Raw genomic sequence first — 16,155 nt, forward strand, 5'->3', positions numbered from 1 at the left:
CGGCGCTCTCTAAAGCGTTCAGGTCAGACCTCTGACTCTCGTTCTCGTCTCTGCCCACGTCTCGGGGTAGACGTGGCGGAACGCGAGCACGTGGATGCCGAGCACGAAGACTGCTCGGACGGACTCCGGAAACGAGACGGCGACGTCCTGCCACACGAGGACGAAGAGGAGCGGAACCAAGAGAACTGCCAGTGCTATCTGAACCGCGAAGACGGTGACGAAGAACTCACCGAGCGGTGCGAGCGGCTTTCCCGCTCGAACGTGTCGCACGGCGAGCGGAACGGAGACGAGTCCAGTGAGTCCGTAGGTAACGAACTCTGTGATGGGGTCCGGCGGGAGTGCGACGGACGCGACGACGGCGATGGGGACGAAGACGACGAACCCGTAACCGAGAGACGCGAGTGAATATCTGAGCAGACGGCGGAGGCGAGTTGGAGGGGCCACGAACGTGCTTCAAACCACACACTGGTGACAGTTTCGCTCGTTTCAGTGAACCAATGGAACAACTGAAACCACCCGTCGACCAACACCGCACATGAACGTCCGACCGTATTCGGCGACTGACGCCGAGGGACTCTGGGAACTGAAACGCGGGTTCGAACTCGGCATCGGCGAGGGAACCGGCGACGAGGGGAAGGGACCGAAGTACGAGGCGAAGTTGACCGACGACTACCGGGAGCGGTGGCTTGCGTGGGTCGACGACTGCGTGGCCGAGAACGACGACTGTGTCACCGTCGCCGTCGACGACGACGGTTCGGTGGTCGGCTACGCCTTCGTCCTCCCGGCCTCGCTCGCGTTCGTCTGGGACGCCGCCGTCCTCAACGAGGTGTTCGTTGCCCCCGACTACCGGGGAACCGGCGTCGCAGACGAACTGATGGCGGCGGCACTCGACGCCGCTCGCGACATGGACCTCCCGCTCGACCGGATGGTTCTCGACGTCGACAGAGAGAACGACCGAGCACAGGCGTTCTACGACCGCTACGGCTTCGAGCACTGGGGCGAGATGGTCGCGCGCGACCTCTAATCACCCGACTCAATCGGACAGATTCAAGCCGCCAGAGTGGAAAACGCGACCATGATTCTCCGGGACGTGACGCTTCTCGACAGAGGCGAGACACGAACGGGCGCGATTGCGTTCGACGAGGAGTCGGGAACGATTACGGCAGTCGGCGACGACGTGGTCGACGCAGGCAGCGACGAGCAAATGATCTCTCTACCGGGCTACACGGTCCTGCCCGGATTAGTCGACGCACACGTTCACTACTCGCTCTCCGGCGAGCGCAGCGTCGAGGACGTCGTCGACATGAGCGACGCCGAACTCGCACTGGTCGAGGCACGCAACGCCCGCCGGACGCTCGAATCGGGTATCACGGGCGTTCGAGCGATGGGCGCACGCGACATCGACCCGCAGGTCCGCAACGCCATCGACGACGGTGACATCACCGGTCCACGGACCGTCGCGAACTGCCGCTCTATCACCATCACCGGCGGCCACGGCCACCATCTCGGCCGAGAGATTACCGGCCCTGCCGACGCCCGCCGTGCTGTCCGCGAACAGGTCAAACAGGGCGCAGAGTTCATCAAGTTCATGACCACGGGCGGGGTGACGACGCCCGGCACCGACCCCGACCAAGTCGCCATGACGGAGGCGGAAATCGACGCGCTCGTCGACGAAGCGCACCGGCGGGGCGTCCACGCGGCGACACACGTCCACGGGGCCGACGGCGCGAAAGCCGCTATCGAGGCCGGTGTCGACACCGTCGAACACGGGACGTTCCTCGACGACGAAGCGGTCGAGATGTTTCTCGAACACGACGTGACGCTCGTCCCAACGCTCTCTGCGCCGTACCACATCGTCCGCAACATCGAGACGGCGACGGAGGAGAGCGCCCGCAAGACGCGACACGTCTACGAGCGCCACATCGAGTCGTTCGGGAAAGCGCTCGAGGCGGGCGTCCGCATCGCGGGCGGAACGGACGCCGGCACGCCGTTCAACTACCACGGTGCGAACGCCACAGAAGTAGAGTTCATGGCGAAGTACGGGATGGACCCCGCCGAGGCAGTTCGCGCGATGACCGAGACGGCCGCGGAGACGGTCGGACTCGACGGGTCCGGCACGCTCGAAGCCGGCACCCACGCCGACCTCCTCGTCGCCGACGGCGACGTGACCGAGGACCTGACGCTCCTGAACAACCCTGCGGCCGTCCTCAAAGACGGAGAGGTCGTTAGCGGGTCGATTCCGGGCCAGTAGCGCGCGTCCGACTCGTCGAACCCACCAGACACTCTCCGAGACGAGATTGTTTGACAAGAGTATTACACTAACACGACGTCTCTCTACGGGCACCGTTCGGAGGTCACGTGATGAACCCAGGTTCCGTAGAGATATCTCGGCGAGACGTATTGAAAGTGGCAGGAGGCGGAACGGCGATAGGTCTCTTGACCACCCCCGCCTCCGCAAGAACACCGGTCCGTGTCTTCGTCCATCCGCGTCCGGGTCGGGACGTAACGAACACGATCGAGAGACACGGCGGGGTCGCACGGCTATACGAGCACTTCCAGTTCGTCGCCGCAGTAGTCCCCGTGCGAGCGCTGAAGGCGCTCCGCCGCGACAGGCGCATCGCAGTCGTCGAACCGGACGGCATCGTGCGTGCCGTTCCGGTACGGGCGAGCCAAGCCGAAGTAGCGGGTCAGACTCGCGTAGAGGGACAGTCGGCGTCGTGGGGGTACACAGACATCGCCGCGGATTCGGCACAGGCACTCGGTGTCACGGGCAAGGGTGTCGACGTCGCGATACTCGACACCGGCATCGACGTCGACCACCGTGACCTGCGCGTCGCCGGGGGCGTCGACTGCGTCAACTGGTTGCCGTGGGAGGAGCAAGACTACGACGACCAGAACGGTCACGGAACCCACTGCGCCGGCATCGCGGCCGCCCGCGACGACGGCGGCGGCGTCGTCGGCGTCGCCCCCGACGCCAACCTCTACGCGGTTCGAGTTCTCGACAGCGACAAAGTCGGCTACTGGAGCGACGTGATTCGGGGCATCGACTGGTGTCTCTCTCGACGCATCCCGGTTCTCTCGATGAGTTTCGGCGGCGACAGCATCTCGAATGCACTCCGCGAGACGCTCGAAACGGCGGCTAACAGGGGACACATCCTCGTCGCCGCCGCAGGCAACGACGGCAACGACGGCAACGGCGACTGTACCGAACAGAACGTCGACGCACCCGCACGGAACCACCACGTCCTCGGCGTCAGCGCAACTGACAGTGACGGCGAGATTGCATCGTACAGCAGCGTCGGCAGGCGCATCGAACTCGCGGCCCCCGGGACGAGTATCTACTCGACGTTCAAAAACCAGGCCTACGCCACCTTCTCGGGGACGTCGATGGCGACACCGTACGTCGCTGGAGCGGCGGCGTTGGTGTGGCAGGAGAGTGACTACGGCCACCCGACGAGTGACGAAGGAGAACGAGTCCGTGAAGTGCTCACGTCGACGGCGAGGGTACTCGACGGAACCTGTGGCGAAGGGTCCGGTCTGGTCGACGCGTACGAGGCGGTCCGTGCCGTCCGGTGGGCGTAGGCGGGAACCGTCGTCATCCCGTCGCTACTCGTCGTTCACTGACGGACAGCGATACTCGACACCTCGTCGTCCGTGACACGCTCGCGCCACTGCTCCTGCGAGATGCTGTAGATAGAGAGGTCACGTGGCCCACCGGTGTCACCCGGCGGAAGCCTGTTTCTGAGGACGGCGTCGTGCTGTCCGCCGTATCGCTCGACGTACTTCTGGATGGCTCGCTTCGACTGGTCGTTGTCGGGTTCGTGGCCGACGGCGACGACGGCGACGTCTAGCACGTCGAAGACCACGTACAGCATCGCCCCGGCGCGCTCGCCCGAGTAGCCGCGGCCCCAGAACGGTTCCCGAATCCACGTGCCGAACGACACGCGCCGTTTCTCCCACTCGAACCAGAGTTCGGCGACGCCGACGAACTCGTCGTCCGCTCTTCGAGAGATTGCGTACGTCGCCCGCTTCGCGGACTCCCACTGCTCTTCGGCCGTGGTGACCTCGTCGAAGGTCTTTTTCCGCGTCGCGTGTACCGCCTCGCCGAGCGGTGCCATCACCGCGTCCATCTCGCCGGTTCGGTGGTACTCGTAGATGTCGAGCGTGTCGACGACGTCGTACAGCGGTTCGTACCGGAGACGCTCGCTCTCGACGAGTGCCGGAAAGAGACTGTCGCTACTCATGGGCTCTCTTCTGCGAGTTTCCACAGTCACTTTGAGCCGTCTCGACGAACGTCGCCTCGCGCTCGTCGCCGACGGCGTCGCGCCACTCTGCGTGCGAAATCGAGTAGCGACAGATGTCGACCGGACCGTCGTCACCGGTCATCCAGTTACGGAGCGTCCCGTCGAATCGGCCACCGAATCGGTCGACGTACTTCTCGATGGCGCGTCTCGACTGGTCGTTGTCGGGTTCGTGTTCGACCACGACGACATCGAGGTCGAGTCGGTCGAACACGAGTTGGAGGAGTGCCGCAGCACGCTCGCCTGCGTACCCTCGCCCCCAAAACCGCTTGCGGAGCCAGATGCCGAGCGACGCGCTCTGTGACTCCCAGTCGGGAAAGAGCATCGCCGTCCCGGCGAACTCGCCAGCGTCCGGTTCGCCGTCGTGCGGCGTCACCGCGTAGATAGCTTTGGAGCCGTCGTCCCAGCCCCGTTTGAACGAGTCGAGCGCGTCGTGGGACGCTTTCGGCGTCGCGTGTCGACCCCACCCGAGGAACCGTGTCTCTTCTTCGATGGTGTCACTCTCGCCCCAGTACTCGTAGGCGTCGCGTGGGTCGAGAACGGTCGTACACCGTTGAAGTCGAAGCCGGTCGGTCTCGATGGCGAACGGAAACAGCGAGCGAGTGTCAGTCGTCACGGTCGAGACTCTCGACGAACGTCGCCTCGCGTTCGTCGCCGACGGCGTCGCGCCACTCGGCCTGCGAGATAGAGTAGTGCGACAGGTCGACCGGTTCGTCGTCGTGCAGGTGGAAGTTGCGGAGGACGCCGTCGTGGCGACCGCCGTACTTCTCGACGTACTTCTCGATGGCGCGCTTCGACTGGTCGTTTGCCGGGAGGTGGCCAACGTCGACGACTTCCAAATCGAGACGGTCGAACGCGAGTTGGAGGAGCGCACCCGCCCGCTCCCCCGAGTACCCGTGACCCCAGAAGGGCTTGCGAAGCCAGATGCCGAGTCCCGCCTTTCGCTTGTCCCAGTCGAGGTGGAGGCCGGTGTTGCCGGCGAACTCGCCCGCTCGTGGTTCGCCGTCTTTGGGGAAGACGCAGTACGTCGCATCTTCGGCGTTCTCCCACGACTCTTCCATCTGCGTCAGAAAGTCCCACGTCAGTTTCGGCGTCGGGTGCGGGTCCCACGTGACGTACCGTGTCTCCTCTTCGACGGTGTCGGCTTTGGCGGTGTACTCGTAGAGGTCGAGCGTGTCGATGGTCTCGCGACAGAATCGCTGCAAGCGAAGACGGTCGGTCTCGATGACGTCGGGAAACATAGCTCGGTGGTCGCAGTCTCGCCGAAAAAGCCTTGCCCGGGCGTGTCACTGTGTCGCAGTCTGCGCGTTGCAGTCAGTGTATCGCAGTCACCACCGCGGCGAGTCGGACTACGCTCTACGTTTCCTGACTGGTGACGTGCCGGTAGAGCGGCCCCGCGAGCACCACGAGTCCGACGAGTGCGACGGCGGCGACGAGACGCACGTCGACGACGCTCGCGAGCGAGTCCGCCGAGAGTCCCGAGAGGCCGTCGAGCGACGACCCGAGGAAGACGCCCGCAATCGCCCACGGGAGTTCGCCGACGGCAGTTCCGAGGAGAAACGGGACGAGCGAGACGTTCGCGACGCCGGCGGCGACGGAGACGACGTCCGAGGGAGCGGGCAGGAACCGACTCGCGGCGACGCTCCGGAAGTCACCGGTCCGCTCGACGAACTGTTCCGACACAGTCGTCATCCGCCCCGTCCCGCGAGCACGCCGAGCGAGCAGGAACGGAGGGAGTGCCGTCACCGTCATCAACAGGAGGGCGAAGGGAAGGCCGACGGCGAGTCCGTACGCGTAGCCGGCGGCGACGGCCAAGAGCGTCGTCGGCCACGCGAGAAACGGTCTGACGACGGAGACGACGAGCAGGACGGCGGCGAAGAGAAGCGGGTTCGCCGCCACCCACGAGAGCCGTGAGAGGAAGGCGGCGGGCGACGTGAGAAACAGCCCCAGCACGACGACCAACCCTACCGCACCGCCCAGCGCCAGTCGTACCCGCCGATTCATATCCAACGTCCGTCACCGGCGGGCAAACGCTTTGTGCTTCTTGGCCCCCGAGTACGAACGATTAAGCGCGACGCGTGGGAACGAATCTGCGTGACTGCGGACGCCGCCGACTCGGAACGGAAAGTCGAACTCGCACTCGACCTCCTCGCCCATCTCGAAGTGGAGGAGTTGAGCATCGCGGAGGCCGTCGACCGTATCGAGACGGTGACGACGAATCCGACACTCACCCGCGAGATACTCGACGAAGCCGAGAAACGAGGCATCGTCGAGCGTGAGAACGGACGACTCCGGACGCGACGCGGCGGCACGTTCGTCCGCTTCGAGAGTCAGGTGATTCAGAAAGAGGGCGACTTCGAGTGCCGACGCTGTGGCTGTGGGCTCTCGACGGGACACTTCATCAGATTCGACTCCGGCGAGTTGGGACCCTTCGGGTCGTCGTGCATCCGGAAGGTGACCGGCAGAGAGTAGCGTCCCGGCGGCGCGTTATCGACCTTGGCGCAGTTCGTCGATGAGTGTCTCCATCGTCTCACGTTGCTTTCGAATCTCTTCGTTCTGCGTCTCGATGGCTTCGCGGAGTGCGGCGAGTTCGTCGGCCGTTCGCCCGTCGTCGAGCGCCGGTTCGAAGCCCGACCCGTCGAAACCGTCTGCGGATTGGTCGTCTGTCGGCGCGTCTGTCGTCTCTGTCGTCTCGGAACGTGCCGCCGTCGTCTCCGCCGGTCGTTCGAGTGACTCGGCGACTGCTGCTGGCGAATCGAACCCATCGTTCGTCGGCGTCGTTGGCTCTGGGTCCGTTTCGTGGGTTGGACTCGCCGGGTCACGGGTGGCGTTGGCCGGTTCCGACGATAACTCGCCGGGGTTCGCGCTCAGCGGGTCCGGACCGTCGCCGAAGTCGACCCGGTCTGGCTCCGGTTCGTCGGTCTCTTGGGGAGCGACCGTCACGCGGAACTCTTCGAGACTCTGGACGTCGTGGTAGGCGAGCAGCGCGTTCGTGAGGCCCTCACGGACTGCCCGAGCCTCTTCGTTCGGTGCTTTGAACCGTTCTTGTCGACCGTCGGCGGTGATGACGACGGAGGTGGCGACGCTGCCGTCTTCGAAACTCAGGTCGGTGACGTCGTCGTAGTGGTACTCCTCGAAGTCGTCGTCCCAGACGGCGTTTCCGATGTGCTTGACCACGCGTGCACTCGTGATGACGAGGGTGAGTTCACTGAACTGGAAGGTGTGTTTCACCGTCTCGCCGGGGCCGGTGATACCGGCGGCGTTGAGAACGCCGGCGAGGACGGGGTGGAGCGCGTCTTGGAGCGTCTTCGTCGGCAGCGCGAACGTCTTCTCGCCGTCGAGTCCGTAGTCCAGGGTCACTTTCGCCTTGCGGCGGCCCTCCGAGACGGCGATACGTTCGGCGTCGTGAGAGTACGTTTCGACCGATTCGTCCGAGAGGAGTCCGTCCGCGCGGTAGATGAGTGTCCGCGTGGGCGTCACGAACAGTTCGTCCTCGCCACCGAGGGGGACACGGGCGGCGACGGACTCCCCGTTCAACTGCGACTCGACGAGGTCCGGGTAGCTCATGGCAGGTCAGTCCCGGTACTGTGACATAAAACCGAGGGGTGTTTTTTGACAGAATGTTTTGAATTTTGTAACTTCTCGAAACGTATGCGAGCGGCTATCGGGGTGGGTCGATATGAGAAGCTTAAAGAGTCTCATCGCGGTACGTGAAAGTGAGCCCGGGTGGCTTAGCTGGACATAGCGCCGCACTCATAGGGTTCGTCGCGTCGGCCTCGCCGACGTGGCAAACGAGCTTCGGTGCGGTAACCGCCTTGGAAGCCTCCGTCCCAACAGAGGACTGCCGAGCCTCGGACCTGGGACATGCGGAGATCGTGGGTTCGGAGCCCACCCCGGGCATTTCTACGAGAGACTACATGTACGAGTGCCGACAGTCGTCTGTTGTGGTCTCGTGAGTTCTCAGTACTCGATCGGAGCCACGGCTCGCTGGCGGAAATCGAGAGACGAGAGATGGTGGAACCGGGAATGTCACCACTGTACCACCAGACCTCCGGGCAAGGAGTCTGGTAGTCGGTGGTACCTGTAACTAGGTGCTCTATCCAGTAGTCTTATCGCTTCAACATGGAACACAAATATGCCGGCAAAAGCGAACGTCGGTTCGCAGTCGTCTCAGCACGGTACGCATTCTCTCGACACTGAACGTACCCGTCAGTGTCGATACTCGAGAGTGGGTGTACACTCTGGGTGATGCCCCTACTCAGCAACCGCTGGTTGCATCTTCCACAGGTCCGACGCCGTCAACACTCGCAGGCCGAGTTCGTCGATACGTTCCATCGTCTTGCGGAACTCTGCGCTCGTGATGCGACTGCCGCCGCCGTCGAGGGTGTGGAACATCACGACGGCGATTTGGCGGTACTTCTTCGCCATCCGGAGGATGTGGTCCGTCGTCTCCAAGTCGTCGCCGTTCACGCGACTGACGGTCATCGGGCCGGTGATGAGTCCGCTCGCGCCGCGCCCGCCGAGGAAGCCGAGGTGGTGGTACTTCGCCGAGAGGTCCAGTGTCGTCTCGTCGGCTTTCCCGTACGGGAAGATGATGAACCGCGACCCGGACTCGAAGCCGTTGTCGATGAGCCACTGTTTCGTCTCGCAGATCAACCCCTCTTGTTCCGCTGCCGAGTAGGAGGGCAACGGATGCGGTGCCTGGGGGTGGCTGACGATATCCCAGCCTGCTTCCTGCATCTCGGTTAGCCTCTCGACGTCGATTCGGTCGGCGTCCTCGCTCAGCCACGGAATCGCACCGGCGACGCCGGGGTACCCGTACTCCTGCATGATGGGGAACGCCTTCTCGTACTGTGAGAGCGCGATGTCGTCGAACGTGAGAATGACGCCACCTTCGTCCAGTTTCGGTGTTACTCGGAGTTCGTCGATGGTGCACACACCTTCGGACCCCTGGCCGACCCACGTCTGGAAGCGAATCTCTCGAACGTCTGTGAGGTCTGGCGACCCGAACTCCTCTGTCGGGCCGAAATCTAACCGAGTCCAGCCTTTGACGCCGTTTATCGGCTGCCACATGTCGACGCGGTTGTGTCGGTCGGGCGCGAGTAGTTGGAGTCGCACCTGCTCGACTCGGGTCGACCCCGTACCGGAGTGGACGCCGAGCGAGAGGTCGTACTCGCTGAGGTCGATACCCTCGTCGAAGCGACGATAGACCCACGCTCGCTGGTCGTCGGCCGACGCCGACAGCTGTGCGGCGTATCCGCCGGCGACGCGGGGTGTTCCGACGTCTATCGACCCGTCGTAGGTGCCCCAGCGACCGAGGTCGTTGAAGTCGTCGAACAGGAGGCCCTGACAGCCTAACCGATGGCGACTGTCGAATCCGACGGCGAGTGGGTCGTCGAACTCGGTCTCGTCTAGCTCACAGTCGTCTTCGACGAACAACTGCGTCTCTGTTTCGTCAGTCGCTGTCGCGCCGACGGCCGGTGCCGGAGTGTCGACGAGGGGGGTCGGCGTAGACGTATTCGTTTCACCTCGTCCAGTACACCCGGCCGCACCAGCCAACGTGACGGCACCGAGATGGAGAAATGCCCGTCTCGAATATGGTTTTCGCGGGGACATACTGTCCTAAAGACACGATCAGCTCTTGGGTATGGGGAACATACCTCTGAAAAATCGTCCGAGAGATGGCTCCTCGACGTGACAGCGCCCGAGAGTTAGTGGCACGGGTCGTCTGTGTGTCCGTCTTCTTGTCCGCCGTCGGTACTCTCGACGGTGACATCTCTGCTATGTGTTCGCCAGTTGGTATCGGCGAGGGTCGTCTGTCCGTCGCCGACCCGGTCGCCCCACGAGGTGTACAGCGTCGGCAACGCGATGCGGACGAACTCGACGACGACGACGAGTAGGAGGGGTGCGAGGAAGATTCCGTACCATCCGAAGAGGAGTGACCCGAAGATGTAGGTGAGCATGAGCGTCCCGCTGTGGAGCGTCCCGCCCGAGACGAACGGTCGGAGGACGACGTCGGGGATGGTGTCGACGACGATGAGCGAGAGGAGGGCGAAGGCGACGACGAACCACAGCGCACCGACCTGCCCGGAGACGACGAGCATGCCGGCCAGATAGGCCGCGACGGGGAAGTAGACGAGTTTCATCCCGACGACGGGAATGAGACTCGCGACACCAGTGAGCAAGCCGAGGAGTGCCGGGTACGGAATCGCTGCACCGACGGGTGCGAAGAAGTTGAGGCTGGTGTACGTGATTGCACCGATAGTTCCCGTGAACACCGCGTTGGCGATGTTGCCGAAGTAGACGTTCTTCAGGTCTTTGTCGACTGCCCGACCGTAGGCTTCGAACGTCTCGTGGGGGACACACCGGAGACACAGCGCCGACAGTCGACTCCCATCGCGGAGAAGATAGAACGCGAGTGCGAGCATGATGAAGAGATGGAGTACGCCGAGGCCGACGAACGAAACCAACTGCGTCACGATGGCTAAGACCTGCTGGAGAGTCAGCGTGTCGATGTTCCCGGACATGATTGCATCGAGACCGACGTTCGAGACGATGTCGTTGACGTACGGGCTGAGTGCTGCCTCGAGACCTTCCAAATCACTGTTTCGGACGAAGCGTAGCAGTTCTTCGACCGCGATGCCGAGCGTCACGACGACGATGAGGAGTGCGGGGAGCACTAGGAGAAACATCGAGAGGAACGCCGCGAGTGTCGGCGAGGCGATACGAACGTTGAGACGGCTATAGATGGGCCGAACCGCGTAGTAGATGAAGACCCCGAAGACGAACGTCCCGATGAACGTGTAGACGGAGTAGAAGAGGATGAGCGCACACACCAATCCGAGAGCGAGCCACAGTAGCCTGATTCTCTTCTCGAAGCCGGTTGTCATTATCGGGGGTAAGGGGGGTGGAGGGATAACTACCCATGTCCCGGAACAAAGCCATCGACGGAAGGAATTTAGTCTCGACGGCCGTTTGTAATCCCATGTCGTTCGCCATCGGGCATTTCGCGCTCGGCGCGGCGGTCACCACCCTCATCGTTACTTACCTCCTTCCGAACGTCCCCTATCCCCGCACGCTCGTTCTCACCGGCGGATTGTGGGCGTTGGTTCCCGACGCCGCCAAACTGGTGACCAGTCCAAAACTCACTGCCTTCCACGAGAGCATCTTCGCAGAGTTCTTCTGGTTCCACCGAACGCTGGACCGAATCGACGCACCCGACTCGGCGGGTATCTCGGCGCTGTTCGTCGCACTGTTCTTCCTCGTGACCGTCCTCGTCGAGCGTCGAGAGCGACGACAGTTCGGCCGAACGAGTGAGCGCTACGACGACGGAGACGTCCCGACACAGTGAGGCTCTCAGATTCGACGAAATCGTCGCTGGTGACCGTCGAGAAGAGAGAGAAAGCAGAACAGACGGTTATCTATCGTCCCTGGCTACTGCGTGAGTGACGTTGCTCGCCAGGCGTTGCCGCGCGTCCCAATCGGTTCGATCGTCAGCGGAACCGAACTCCCTGACGGGAGTTGGCGGAGAATCGTTTTGAGTTCATCCGAGGCGTACTCGACGATATGACGGGTCGCGTTCTGCCCGTCGACGTGGACGGTGAGTGCACCGTACTCGTTCATCTCGCGTTCGATAGTGACCGTCTGTACGTTCTGCGATTGGCTCGTTGGGGTCGCCTGCGACATACCCAAAAACGGCTGTAGCGCAAACTTAAGTTGTGTCCTTTTACACCTTTGCCGTCCTAGTATGGCTTATCATTCCACTCTAGGAAAGAACCCTGAAGAATCTCGTATACCTCACCGATATCACCGTTTCATCGTCTACTTCTTGAGACTCTCAACCGAGATGCGGAAGCGCAACCTGTTCGTGACTACCTATCTACAGGAAAAGACGGCCCGAGAGGACGGATTCGAGACCGTTCAGACGGGGCGTCCGTCGCCCTCGGTTCCGACGAGGTACGTCCCGTAGGTGACGGCGGCAGTGGCGACGAAGAGTAACAGTTGTTCGAGTGTCGTAACTTCCGGTGCGACTCCCGGGATAAACGCGAGTGTGCCGGCGACCATCAGGACGAGGCCGACGAGTCCTTTCGTTGTGAAGCCCATATCTCTATCACCCCGTTGGTGACCGGGGAGCTAATGAATTTCGCTTTCCCGCCGAATTTGACTGTTTCGTGCTACCAAGGCCCATGAATTCGAATCACACGCGAGGACGAATCGGCGTCGTGTCCTGGCTCACGAAGATGGTCTCTCAGTCTTCGTAGCGCTCACCAGCCGGTATGACGACGTCGAGCCAGTTCTCTTCGGGGGGAAGCGGACAGGCGAACGTCTCGCTGTACGCACAGAACGGGCTGTACGCGAGGTTGAAGTCGAGCGTGAACGTGTCGCCGTCGGCGAGTGCGCGTTCGGCTTCGAACTCCATGTACCGGCCGTCGCTGTAGGTCTGTTGTCCGGTCGTCTTGTCGCGGAACGGAACGAACAGCGGTTCGTCCTCGTCGACGGCCTGCTGGTATGCGGTGAGCGTCTGTTCGGTTCCGTCGATGTCGAACTCGAACGTCGCGACGCGGAGATAGCGCACGTTCGGCCCGGCGGAGGTGTCCATCTCGATTGGGTCCGCTTCCGGGTCGTCGTGGACCTCGACGTGACACTCCACACGGTACGTTGGGTCGGGGTCGAAGTACGAGAGGCCGTCGAACGTCTCGCGGTCTTCTGGCGGAATTGGCGACTGTGGATGTTCTGCGAAGAACTCGTCTTTCTGTGTCCGGTTCTCCTGTAGGCGCGCCGCCCACTCGTCGACGTCGAACTCCGCTGTATCGTTCATGGCCTCCGTTGTACATCACGACACCTAACGGTTGTGAGACGGTCTTCGAGCGGTGAGAAGGCGACCGGGGAGAAGGCGAGGTGCGGGGTGTGAGGGCCGAAGTGGATGGGGAGCGGGAACTACTGCTTGTACTCGTGACCGACGACGAACGCGACCAGATTGAGGAGGAGCAGACCGACGAACACGTAGGCCTCACTCGCGTCGAGTCCCCCTGCGAGGAGTGGGAGATACAGGAAGGGCATGGAGACGGCAGCCCAAAACCCGACGAAACGGACCGGTGCGACGAGCATCTCTCGGCCGCGCTGGACCGGGAACGTGGTGGTGAACTGGCTGGTTCGTTCGGTGAGTTGGGTGGAGGGATTCGACATGGTGGTGAGACCTCGTACTTCCAACATCTACCCAGGGGAACATATAGGGAGATGAGCCTTTGTCTTCTTTCGGGGCGTTTCACTCTCATAGTGAGTGTATAATAGACGTTTCAATACGGATTCAGAAGCCTTTAGAACGTTTATTATTTCTTCTAAGTCTTTTTCTACCACATAGACATTGCCACAATCGTTCGGCGCTAAGTCTGGTAAAACAGTCGATGTCAGAAATGACTCAGGTATCAAAGTCGACGAAGCGGTAACTCGTCGTGTCTCGAATAGCTACGAAAACGTGTGCGGAGTAGACATCCGAATGGGGTCGACCTGGCCGCCTGTGAGACGGCCAGTATCGTACCCGCAGCAGGCCGGATGCAACACAATGCTCCGTTGGTAACGCACTGCCCGAACGGGTAAACCGACACGGGAGAGAGGCGAATCGGTCCGCAACCGAGTTCGGGGTGCGTATGAGTACACAGGAGGGGTTGATACGTAGCTATGATTCGGCTACTGGACGACAGGCACGGCCTACTCACCGCGAAAGGCCCGTTGCCGACGGTCACCGACGCAACCGGTTTTATTATGCCGACGACGCTCCCTCTCGGTATGGCAGACCTCAACCGCATCGCGAAGCGAATTCACAACATCAGCCCCAAACCGCTTCGTCTGACGCTCGACGACGGGTCGACGGCGGTCTATCACCTCTCCAGTACTGAGTGGTTCCAGACGGAGTTCCAAGGCCAAGGGACACGCGAGGGCGACGACGCCGACTACCGATTCACCACGACGGCAGACGAATCAGCCGTCATCGTCGGCCGAAAAAGTACCGACGACGACGGGTGGGCGATGATTGGGGAAGTCGTCGAAGTGGAACGCGTCGAATGAGTCCAAGCGTTGCCAAAACGTAGCCGCGGACAGCGTTCAAGACGAGACGGACGATGTCGGCCCGAGTGCCTCTCGAATCGCCTCGCGTTTGAGCAAGAGGAATCCGATAAAGATGAGGAAAAACCCACCGAACGTCGCCGGCGTCGGTGCTTCTCTCAGTACGACCCACCCGCTGAGCGCCGCGAATATCGGGGCGACGTAGGAGACGAGGTTGATTTGGATGGGGCCGAGGCGCTCCAGTAAGTCGAAATAGATGAGGAATCCGATTGCGCTGGCACCGATCGACAGATAGGCCATCGACCACAAGACGTCGAACGAGGTCCACGCGACACCTGCTGGCGACTCGCCGAGTGCGATGCTGAGCAGGTGCATCAACAGCGCCCCGCCGAGCATCGACCACGCCTCCATCGACTCGATGGGCATCTGTGCGTCGACGCGGCCAGTCAACACGCTGCCGAGCGCGAACGACGCCGCCGCCGCGAGCACGAGCAGTTTGGCGACGAACCCACCGGTGAGCAGGTTGTTCGGGTCGAGGTCCGCGAGAACGGCGACACCGACGAGTCCCAAGAGGAGACCGAACACACCGAGCGCCGACAGTCGCTCCTCTGGCAAGAACACCCGTGCGAATCCCGTCGTCAAGACGGGCGAGAGACTCACGATGACCGCCGCTGCTGCGCTGTTGACCGCGGGACTCGTCTCACCGACGAACAAGAGCGCGTGGTATGCGGCGATGAGGAGCACCGACCCGATGGCGACGAGCGTCCACTGCCCACGACCACGTGGAAGCGGGTCGTCGAGAACGACGACGGCGTAGGCTAACATGATGACGCCGGCGATGTCGTAGCGAACGGCGGCGAACAACACGGGAGGAATTCCGGCGAGCAGGCCGGCTTTGATAGCCATGAACGCCGACCCCCAGAGGGCCGCGAGAACGACGAAGAGTAAGAGGTTCCGTACGCGGGTCACGTAGACGCTCGTCGCGGTGCCCGCGTCAAGTTTTCGTTCTCGGCACCGCTACCCTCGTCTCGGCGGTAGCGCTCTTCGACGGTTAGACTAGCCGCCGCGACATGATGATAATGCCCAACACGAGCAAGCCGATACCCCAGTACAGCGAGTCGCCGGGGAGAAAGGCGAGCAGAAGTGTGACGATGCCGGACGTGACCAGCGACCAACCGATTGTCGTATCGTAACTCACAGCAGTAGTTACTGCCCGCCGACGGAAAAGCCGACGGGCCACTGATAGCTATTCTCTGATGTTCGGACCAGATTCAGGCCGCTCGTCGCTCGTCTCGGAGCGCCCGTAACACGTCCTGTCGAGCGATGATACCGACGAGCACGCCGCCGTCGTCGACGACGGGCAGGCGGTTGATGTCGCGTTCGTCGTCGGCCAGCAAGTCGAGGACGTGGTCGAAGTCGTCGTCGGGAGCGACGGTGACGACGTCCGTCGTCATCACGTCGCGAACGGGTTTTCCGGCGCTTCGCACGGCATCGACGCCCAAATCGAGGTCCTTCCACGAGACGTCGACGGCGTAGGTCAGCGTCTCCATGAACGGAGGAAATCCGACGGGAATCCACAGCGTCCGGTCTTTCGTCTGGAACAGACTCACGACGTCCTGCTGGGTGACGATTCCGACCACGTGGCCGTCGTCGTCGACGACGGGAAAGCCGTTGAAGTCCGCGTTCGCGAGTCGGCCGAGGACGTCGCTCACGTCGTCGTCGGGTCCAACTGTCTCGACAGTCGTCCGCATGATGTCTTTGGCGTCCACAGCGGAGAGAGGTGTCGCCGAGA

General features: G+C 62.4%; 21 protein-coding genes and 1 tRNA gene. 7 read left to right on the top strand and 15 right to left on the bottom strand.

Going from position 1 to position 16,155, the window contains the following annotated elements; genetic code table 11:
- Window positions 1-18: 18 nt before the first annotated feature.
- The gene (locus BM083_RS05725) at window positions 19-444 is read right to left on the bottom strand and encodes a hypothetical protein (RefSeq protein ID WP_089866938.1); all 426 of its coding nucleotides are present in this window, start codon (window positions 442-444) and stop codon (window positions 19-21) included.
- Between the two features lie 91 nt (window positions 445-535).
- On the opposite strand from BM083_RS05725, the gene BM083_RS05730 reads away from it, so the two are divergent.
- From BM083_RS05730 to BM083_RS05740, 3 genes are all read left to right on the top strand, one after another.
- Window positions 536-1,024, top strand: a complete 489-nt coding sequence (locus BM083_RS05730; protein ID WP_089866940.1) for a GNAT family N-acetyltransferase — start codon at window positions 536-538, stop codon at window positions 1,022-1,024.
- Window positions 1,025-1,075: 51 nt separating this feature from the next.
- Window positions 1,076-2,251: a metal-dependent hydrolase family protein gene (locus tag BM083_RS05735; RefSeq protein WP_089866943.1), complete on the top strand. Its 1,176-nt coding sequence runs from the start codon at window positions 1,076-1,078 to the stop codon at window positions 2,249-2,251.
- 110 nt (window positions 2,252-2,361) lie between these two features.
- On the top strand, window positions 2,362-3,582 hold the full coding sequence (locus BM083_RS05740; protein ID WP_089866948.1) for a S8 family peptidase: 1,221 nt from the start codon (window positions 2,362-2,364) through the stop codon (window positions 3,580-3,582).
- A 35-nt stretch (window positions 3,583-3,617) separates the two neighbouring features.
- Here the strand turns inward: BM083_RS05740 and BM083_RS05745 are convergent, their stop codons facing one another.
- The 4 genes from BM083_RS05745 to BM083_RS05760 all read right to left on the bottom strand — a co-directional run bounded on the left by BM083_RS05745 (window position 3,618) and on the right by BM083_RS05760 (window position 6,305).
- Window positions 3,618-4,244, bottom strand: a complete 627-nt coding sequence (locus BM083_RS05745; protein WP_089866951.1) for a GNAT family N-acetyltransferase — start codon at window positions 4,242-4,244, stop codon at window positions 3,618-3,620.
- Window positions 4,237-4,896, bottom strand: coding sequence for a GNAT family N-acetyltransferase (locus BM083_RS05750; RefSeq protein ID WP_177197578.1), 660 nt, complete (start codon window positions 4,894-4,896; stop codon window positions 4,237-4,239). Before BM083_RS05750 ends, BM083_RS05745 begins: the two co-directional genes overlap by 8 nt.
- 10 nt (window positions 4,897-4,906) lie before the next feature.
- Window positions 4,907-5,542, bottom strand: a complete 636-nt coding sequence (locus BM083_RS05755; RefSeq protein ID WP_089866957.1) for a GNAT family N-acetyltransferase — start codon at window positions 5,540-5,542, stop codon at window positions 4,907-4,909.
- A gap of 115 nt (window positions 5,543-5,657) precedes the next feature.
- Window positions 5,658-6,305: a TVP38/TMEM64 family protein gene (locus BM083_RS05760; protein ID WP_089866959.1), complete on the bottom strand. Its 648-nt coding sequence runs from the start codon at window positions 6,303-6,305 to the stop codon at window positions 5,658-5,660.
- A gap of 90 nt (window positions 6,306-6,395) precedes the next feature.
- On the opposite strand from BM083_RS05760, the gene BM083_RS05765 reads away from it, so the two are divergent.
- Window positions 6,396-6,773 (top strand): DUF5830 family protein, encoded by a 378-nt coding sequence (locus BM083_RS05765; protein ID WP_089866962.1) that lies wholly within the window; start codon window positions 6,396-6,398, stop codon window positions 6,771-6,773.
- A gap of 15 nt (window positions 6,774-6,788) precedes the next feature.
- Here the strand turns inward: BM083_RS05765 and BM083_RS05770 are convergent, their stop codons facing one another.
- Window positions 6,789-7,868, bottom strand: a complete 1,080-nt coding sequence (locus BM083_RS05770; protein WP_089866965.1) for a DUF7115 domain-containing protein — start codon at window positions 7,866-7,868, stop codon at window positions 6,789-6,791.
- 153 nt (window positions 7,869-8,021) lie between these two features.
- On the opposite strand from BM083_RS05770, the gene BM083_RS23170 reads away from it, so the two are divergent.
- Window positions 8,022-8,201 (top strand) — tRNA-Met (locus tag BM083_RS23170).
- A 354-nt stretch (window positions 8,202-8,555) separates the two neighbouring features.
- Here the strand turns inward: BM083_RS23170 and BM083_RS05775 are convergent.
- Both BM083_RS05775 and BM083_RS05780 read right to left on the bottom strand, forming a co-directional pair.
- Window positions 8,556-9,917 carry a polysaccharide deacetylase family protein gene (locus tag BM083_RS05775; RefSeq protein ID WP_089866968.1) on the bottom strand — a complete coding sequence of 454 codons (1,362 nt, stop codon included), beginning with the start codon at window positions 9,915-9,917 and terminating at the stop codon, window positions 8,556-8,558.
- Window positions 9,918-10,012: 95 nt separating this feature from the next.
- Window positions 10,013-11,191 (bottom strand): AI-2E family transporter, encoded by a 1,179-nt coding sequence (locus BM083_RS05780; protein WP_089866971.1) that lies wholly within the window; start codon window positions 11,189-11,191, stop codon window positions 10,013-10,015.
- A gap of 95 nt (window positions 11,192-11,286) precedes the next feature.
- Here BM083_RS05780 and BM083_RS05785 point away from each other — a divergent pair, with 95 nt between their 5' ends.
- The gene (locus BM083_RS05785; RefSeq protein ID WP_089866974.1) at window positions 11,287-11,652 is read left to right on the top strand and encodes a hypothetical protein; all 366 of its coding nucleotides are present in this window, start codon (window positions 11,287-11,289) and stop codon (window positions 11,650-11,652) included.
- A gap of 83 nt (window positions 11,653-11,735) precedes the next feature.
- On the opposite strand, the gene BM083_RS05790 is transcribed toward BM083_RS05785, so the two are convergent.
- The 4 genes from BM083_RS05790 to BM083_RS05805 form a co-directional block, all read right to left on the bottom strand.
- Entirely contained in the window at window positions 11,736-11,987 is a 252-nt protein-coding gene (locus tag BM083_RS05790; protein WP_089866977.1) for a DUF7999 family protein, read from the bottom strand.
- Window positions 11,988-12,221: 234 nt separating this feature from the next.
- The gene (locus tag BM083_RS05795; protein ID WP_089866980.1) at window positions 12,222-12,404 is read right to left on the bottom strand and encodes a DUF8178 family membrane protein; all 183 of its coding nucleotides are present in this window, start codon (window positions 12,402-12,404) and stop codon (window positions 12,222-12,224) included.
- 145 nt (window positions 12,405-12,549) lie between these two features.
- On the bottom strand, window positions 12,550-13,119 hold the full coding sequence (locus BM083_RS05800; RefSeq protein WP_089866984.1) for a DUF1684 domain-containing protein: 570 nt from the start codon (window positions 13,117-13,119) through the stop codon (window positions 12,550-12,552).
- Between the two features lie 119 nt (window positions 13,120-13,238).
- The gene (locus BM083_RS05805) at window positions 13,239-13,514 is read right to left on the bottom strand and encodes a DUF8028 family protein (RefSeq protein ID WP_245756857.1); all 276 of its coding nucleotides are present in this window, start codon (window positions 13,512-13,514) and stop codon (window positions 13,239-13,241) included.
- 465 nt (window positions 13,515-13,979) lie between these two features.
- On the opposite strand from BM083_RS05805, the gene BM083_RS05810 reads away from it, so the two are divergent.
- Window positions 13,980-14,366 carry a DUF8072 family protein gene (locus BM083_RS05810; protein ID WP_342707935.1) on the top strand — a complete coding sequence of 129 codons (387 nt, stop codon included), beginning with the start codon at window positions 13,980-13,982 and terminating at the stop codon, window positions 14,364-14,366.
- Window positions 14,367-14,402: 36 nt separating this feature from the next.
- Here the strand turns inward: BM083_RS05810 and BM083_RS05815 are convergent, their stop codons facing one another.
- The 3 genes from BM083_RS05815 to BM083_RS05820 all read right to left on the bottom strand — a co-directional run bounded on the left by BM083_RS05815 (window position 14,403) and on the right by BM083_RS05820 (window position 16,132).
- The gene (locus BM083_RS05815; RefSeq protein ID WP_089866987.1) at window positions 14,403-15,332 is read right to left on the bottom strand and encodes a DMT family transporter; all 930 of its coding nucleotides are present in this window, start codon (window positions 15,330-15,332) and stop codon (window positions 14,403-14,405) included.
- 82 nt (window positions 15,333-15,414) lie between these two features.
- Window positions 15,415-15,561: a hypothetical protein gene (locus tag BM083_RS23175; RefSeq protein ID WP_009375367.1), complete on the bottom strand. Its 147-nt coding sequence runs from the start codon at window positions 15,559-15,561 to the stop codon at window positions 15,415-15,417.
- 73 nt (window positions 15,562-15,634) lie between these two features.
- Window positions 15,635-16,132, bottom strand: coding sequence for a CBS domain-containing protein (locus BM083_RS05820; protein ID WP_245756858.1), 498 nt, complete (start codon window positions 16,130-16,132; stop codon window positions 15,635-15,637).
- Between the last annotated feature and the right edge of the window lie 23 nt (window positions 16,133-16,155).

It is taken from the genome of Halogranum rubrum, assembly GCF_900114455.1.
In the GTDB taxonomy this organism is placed as follows: Archaea; Halobacteriota; Halobacteria; order Halobacteriales; family Haloferacaceae; genus Halogranum; species Halogranum rubrum.

Coding starts and splice junctions, on each gene's coding strand:
- BM083_RS05760 (WP_089866959.1), bottom strand. CDS start 6,305: ATGAATCGGCGGGTACGACTGGCGCTGGGCGGTGCGGTAGGGTTGGTC.
- BM083_RS05805 (WP_245756857.1), bottom strand. CDS start 13,514: ATGTTGGAAGTACGAGGTCTCACCACCATGTCGAATCCCTCCACCCAA.
- BM083_RS05800 (WP_089866984.1), bottom strand. CDS start 13,119: ATGAACGATACAGCGGAGTTCGACGTCGACGAGTGGGCGGCGCGCCTA.
- BM083_RS05740 (WP_089866948.1), top strand. CDS start 2,362: ATGAACCCAGGTTCCGTAGAGATATCTCGGCGAGACGTATTGAAAGTG.
- BM083_RS05785 (WP_089866974.1), top strand. CDS start 11,287: ATGTCGTTCGCCATCGGGCATTTCGCGCTCGGCGCGGCGGTCACCACC.
- BM083_RS05770 (WP_089866965.1), bottom strand. CDS start 7,868: ATGAGCTACCCGGACCTCGTCGAGTCGCAGTTGAACGGGGAGTCCGTC.
- BM083_RS05790 (WP_089866977.1), bottom strand. CDS start 11,987: ATGTCGCAGGCGACCCCAACGAGCCAATCGCAGAACGTACAGACGGTC.
- BM083_RS05795 (WP_089866980.1), bottom strand. CDS start 12,404: ATGGGCTTCACAACGAAAGGACTCGTCGGCCTCGTCCTGATGGTCGCC.
- BM083_RS05780 (WP_089866971.1), bottom strand. CDS start 11,191: ATGACAACCGGCTTCGAGAAGAGAATCAGGCTACTGTGGCTCGCTCTC.
- BM083_RS05810 (WP_342707935.1), top strand. CDS start 13,980: ATGATTCGGCTACTGGACGACAGGCACGGCCTACTCACCGCGAAAGGC.
- BM083_RS05745 (WP_089866951.1), bottom strand. CDS start 4,244: ATGAGTAGCGACAGTCTCTTTCCGGCACTCGTCGAGAGCGAGCGTCTC.
- BM083_RS05755 (WP_089866957.1), bottom strand. CDS start 5,542: ATGTTTCCCGACGTCATCGAGACCGACCGTCTTCGCTTGCAGCGATTC.
- BM083_RS05775 (WP_089866968.1), bottom strand. CDS start 9,917: ATGTCCCCGCGAAAACCATATTCGAGACGGGCATTTCTCCATCTCGGT.
- BM083_RS05735 (WP_089866943.1), top strand. CDS start 1,076: ATGATTCTCCGGGACGTGACGCTTCTCGACAGAGGCGAGACACGAACG.
- BM083_RS05730 (WP_089866940.1), top strand. CDS start 536: ATGAACGTCCGACCGTATTCGGCGACTGACGCCGAGGGACTCTGGGAA.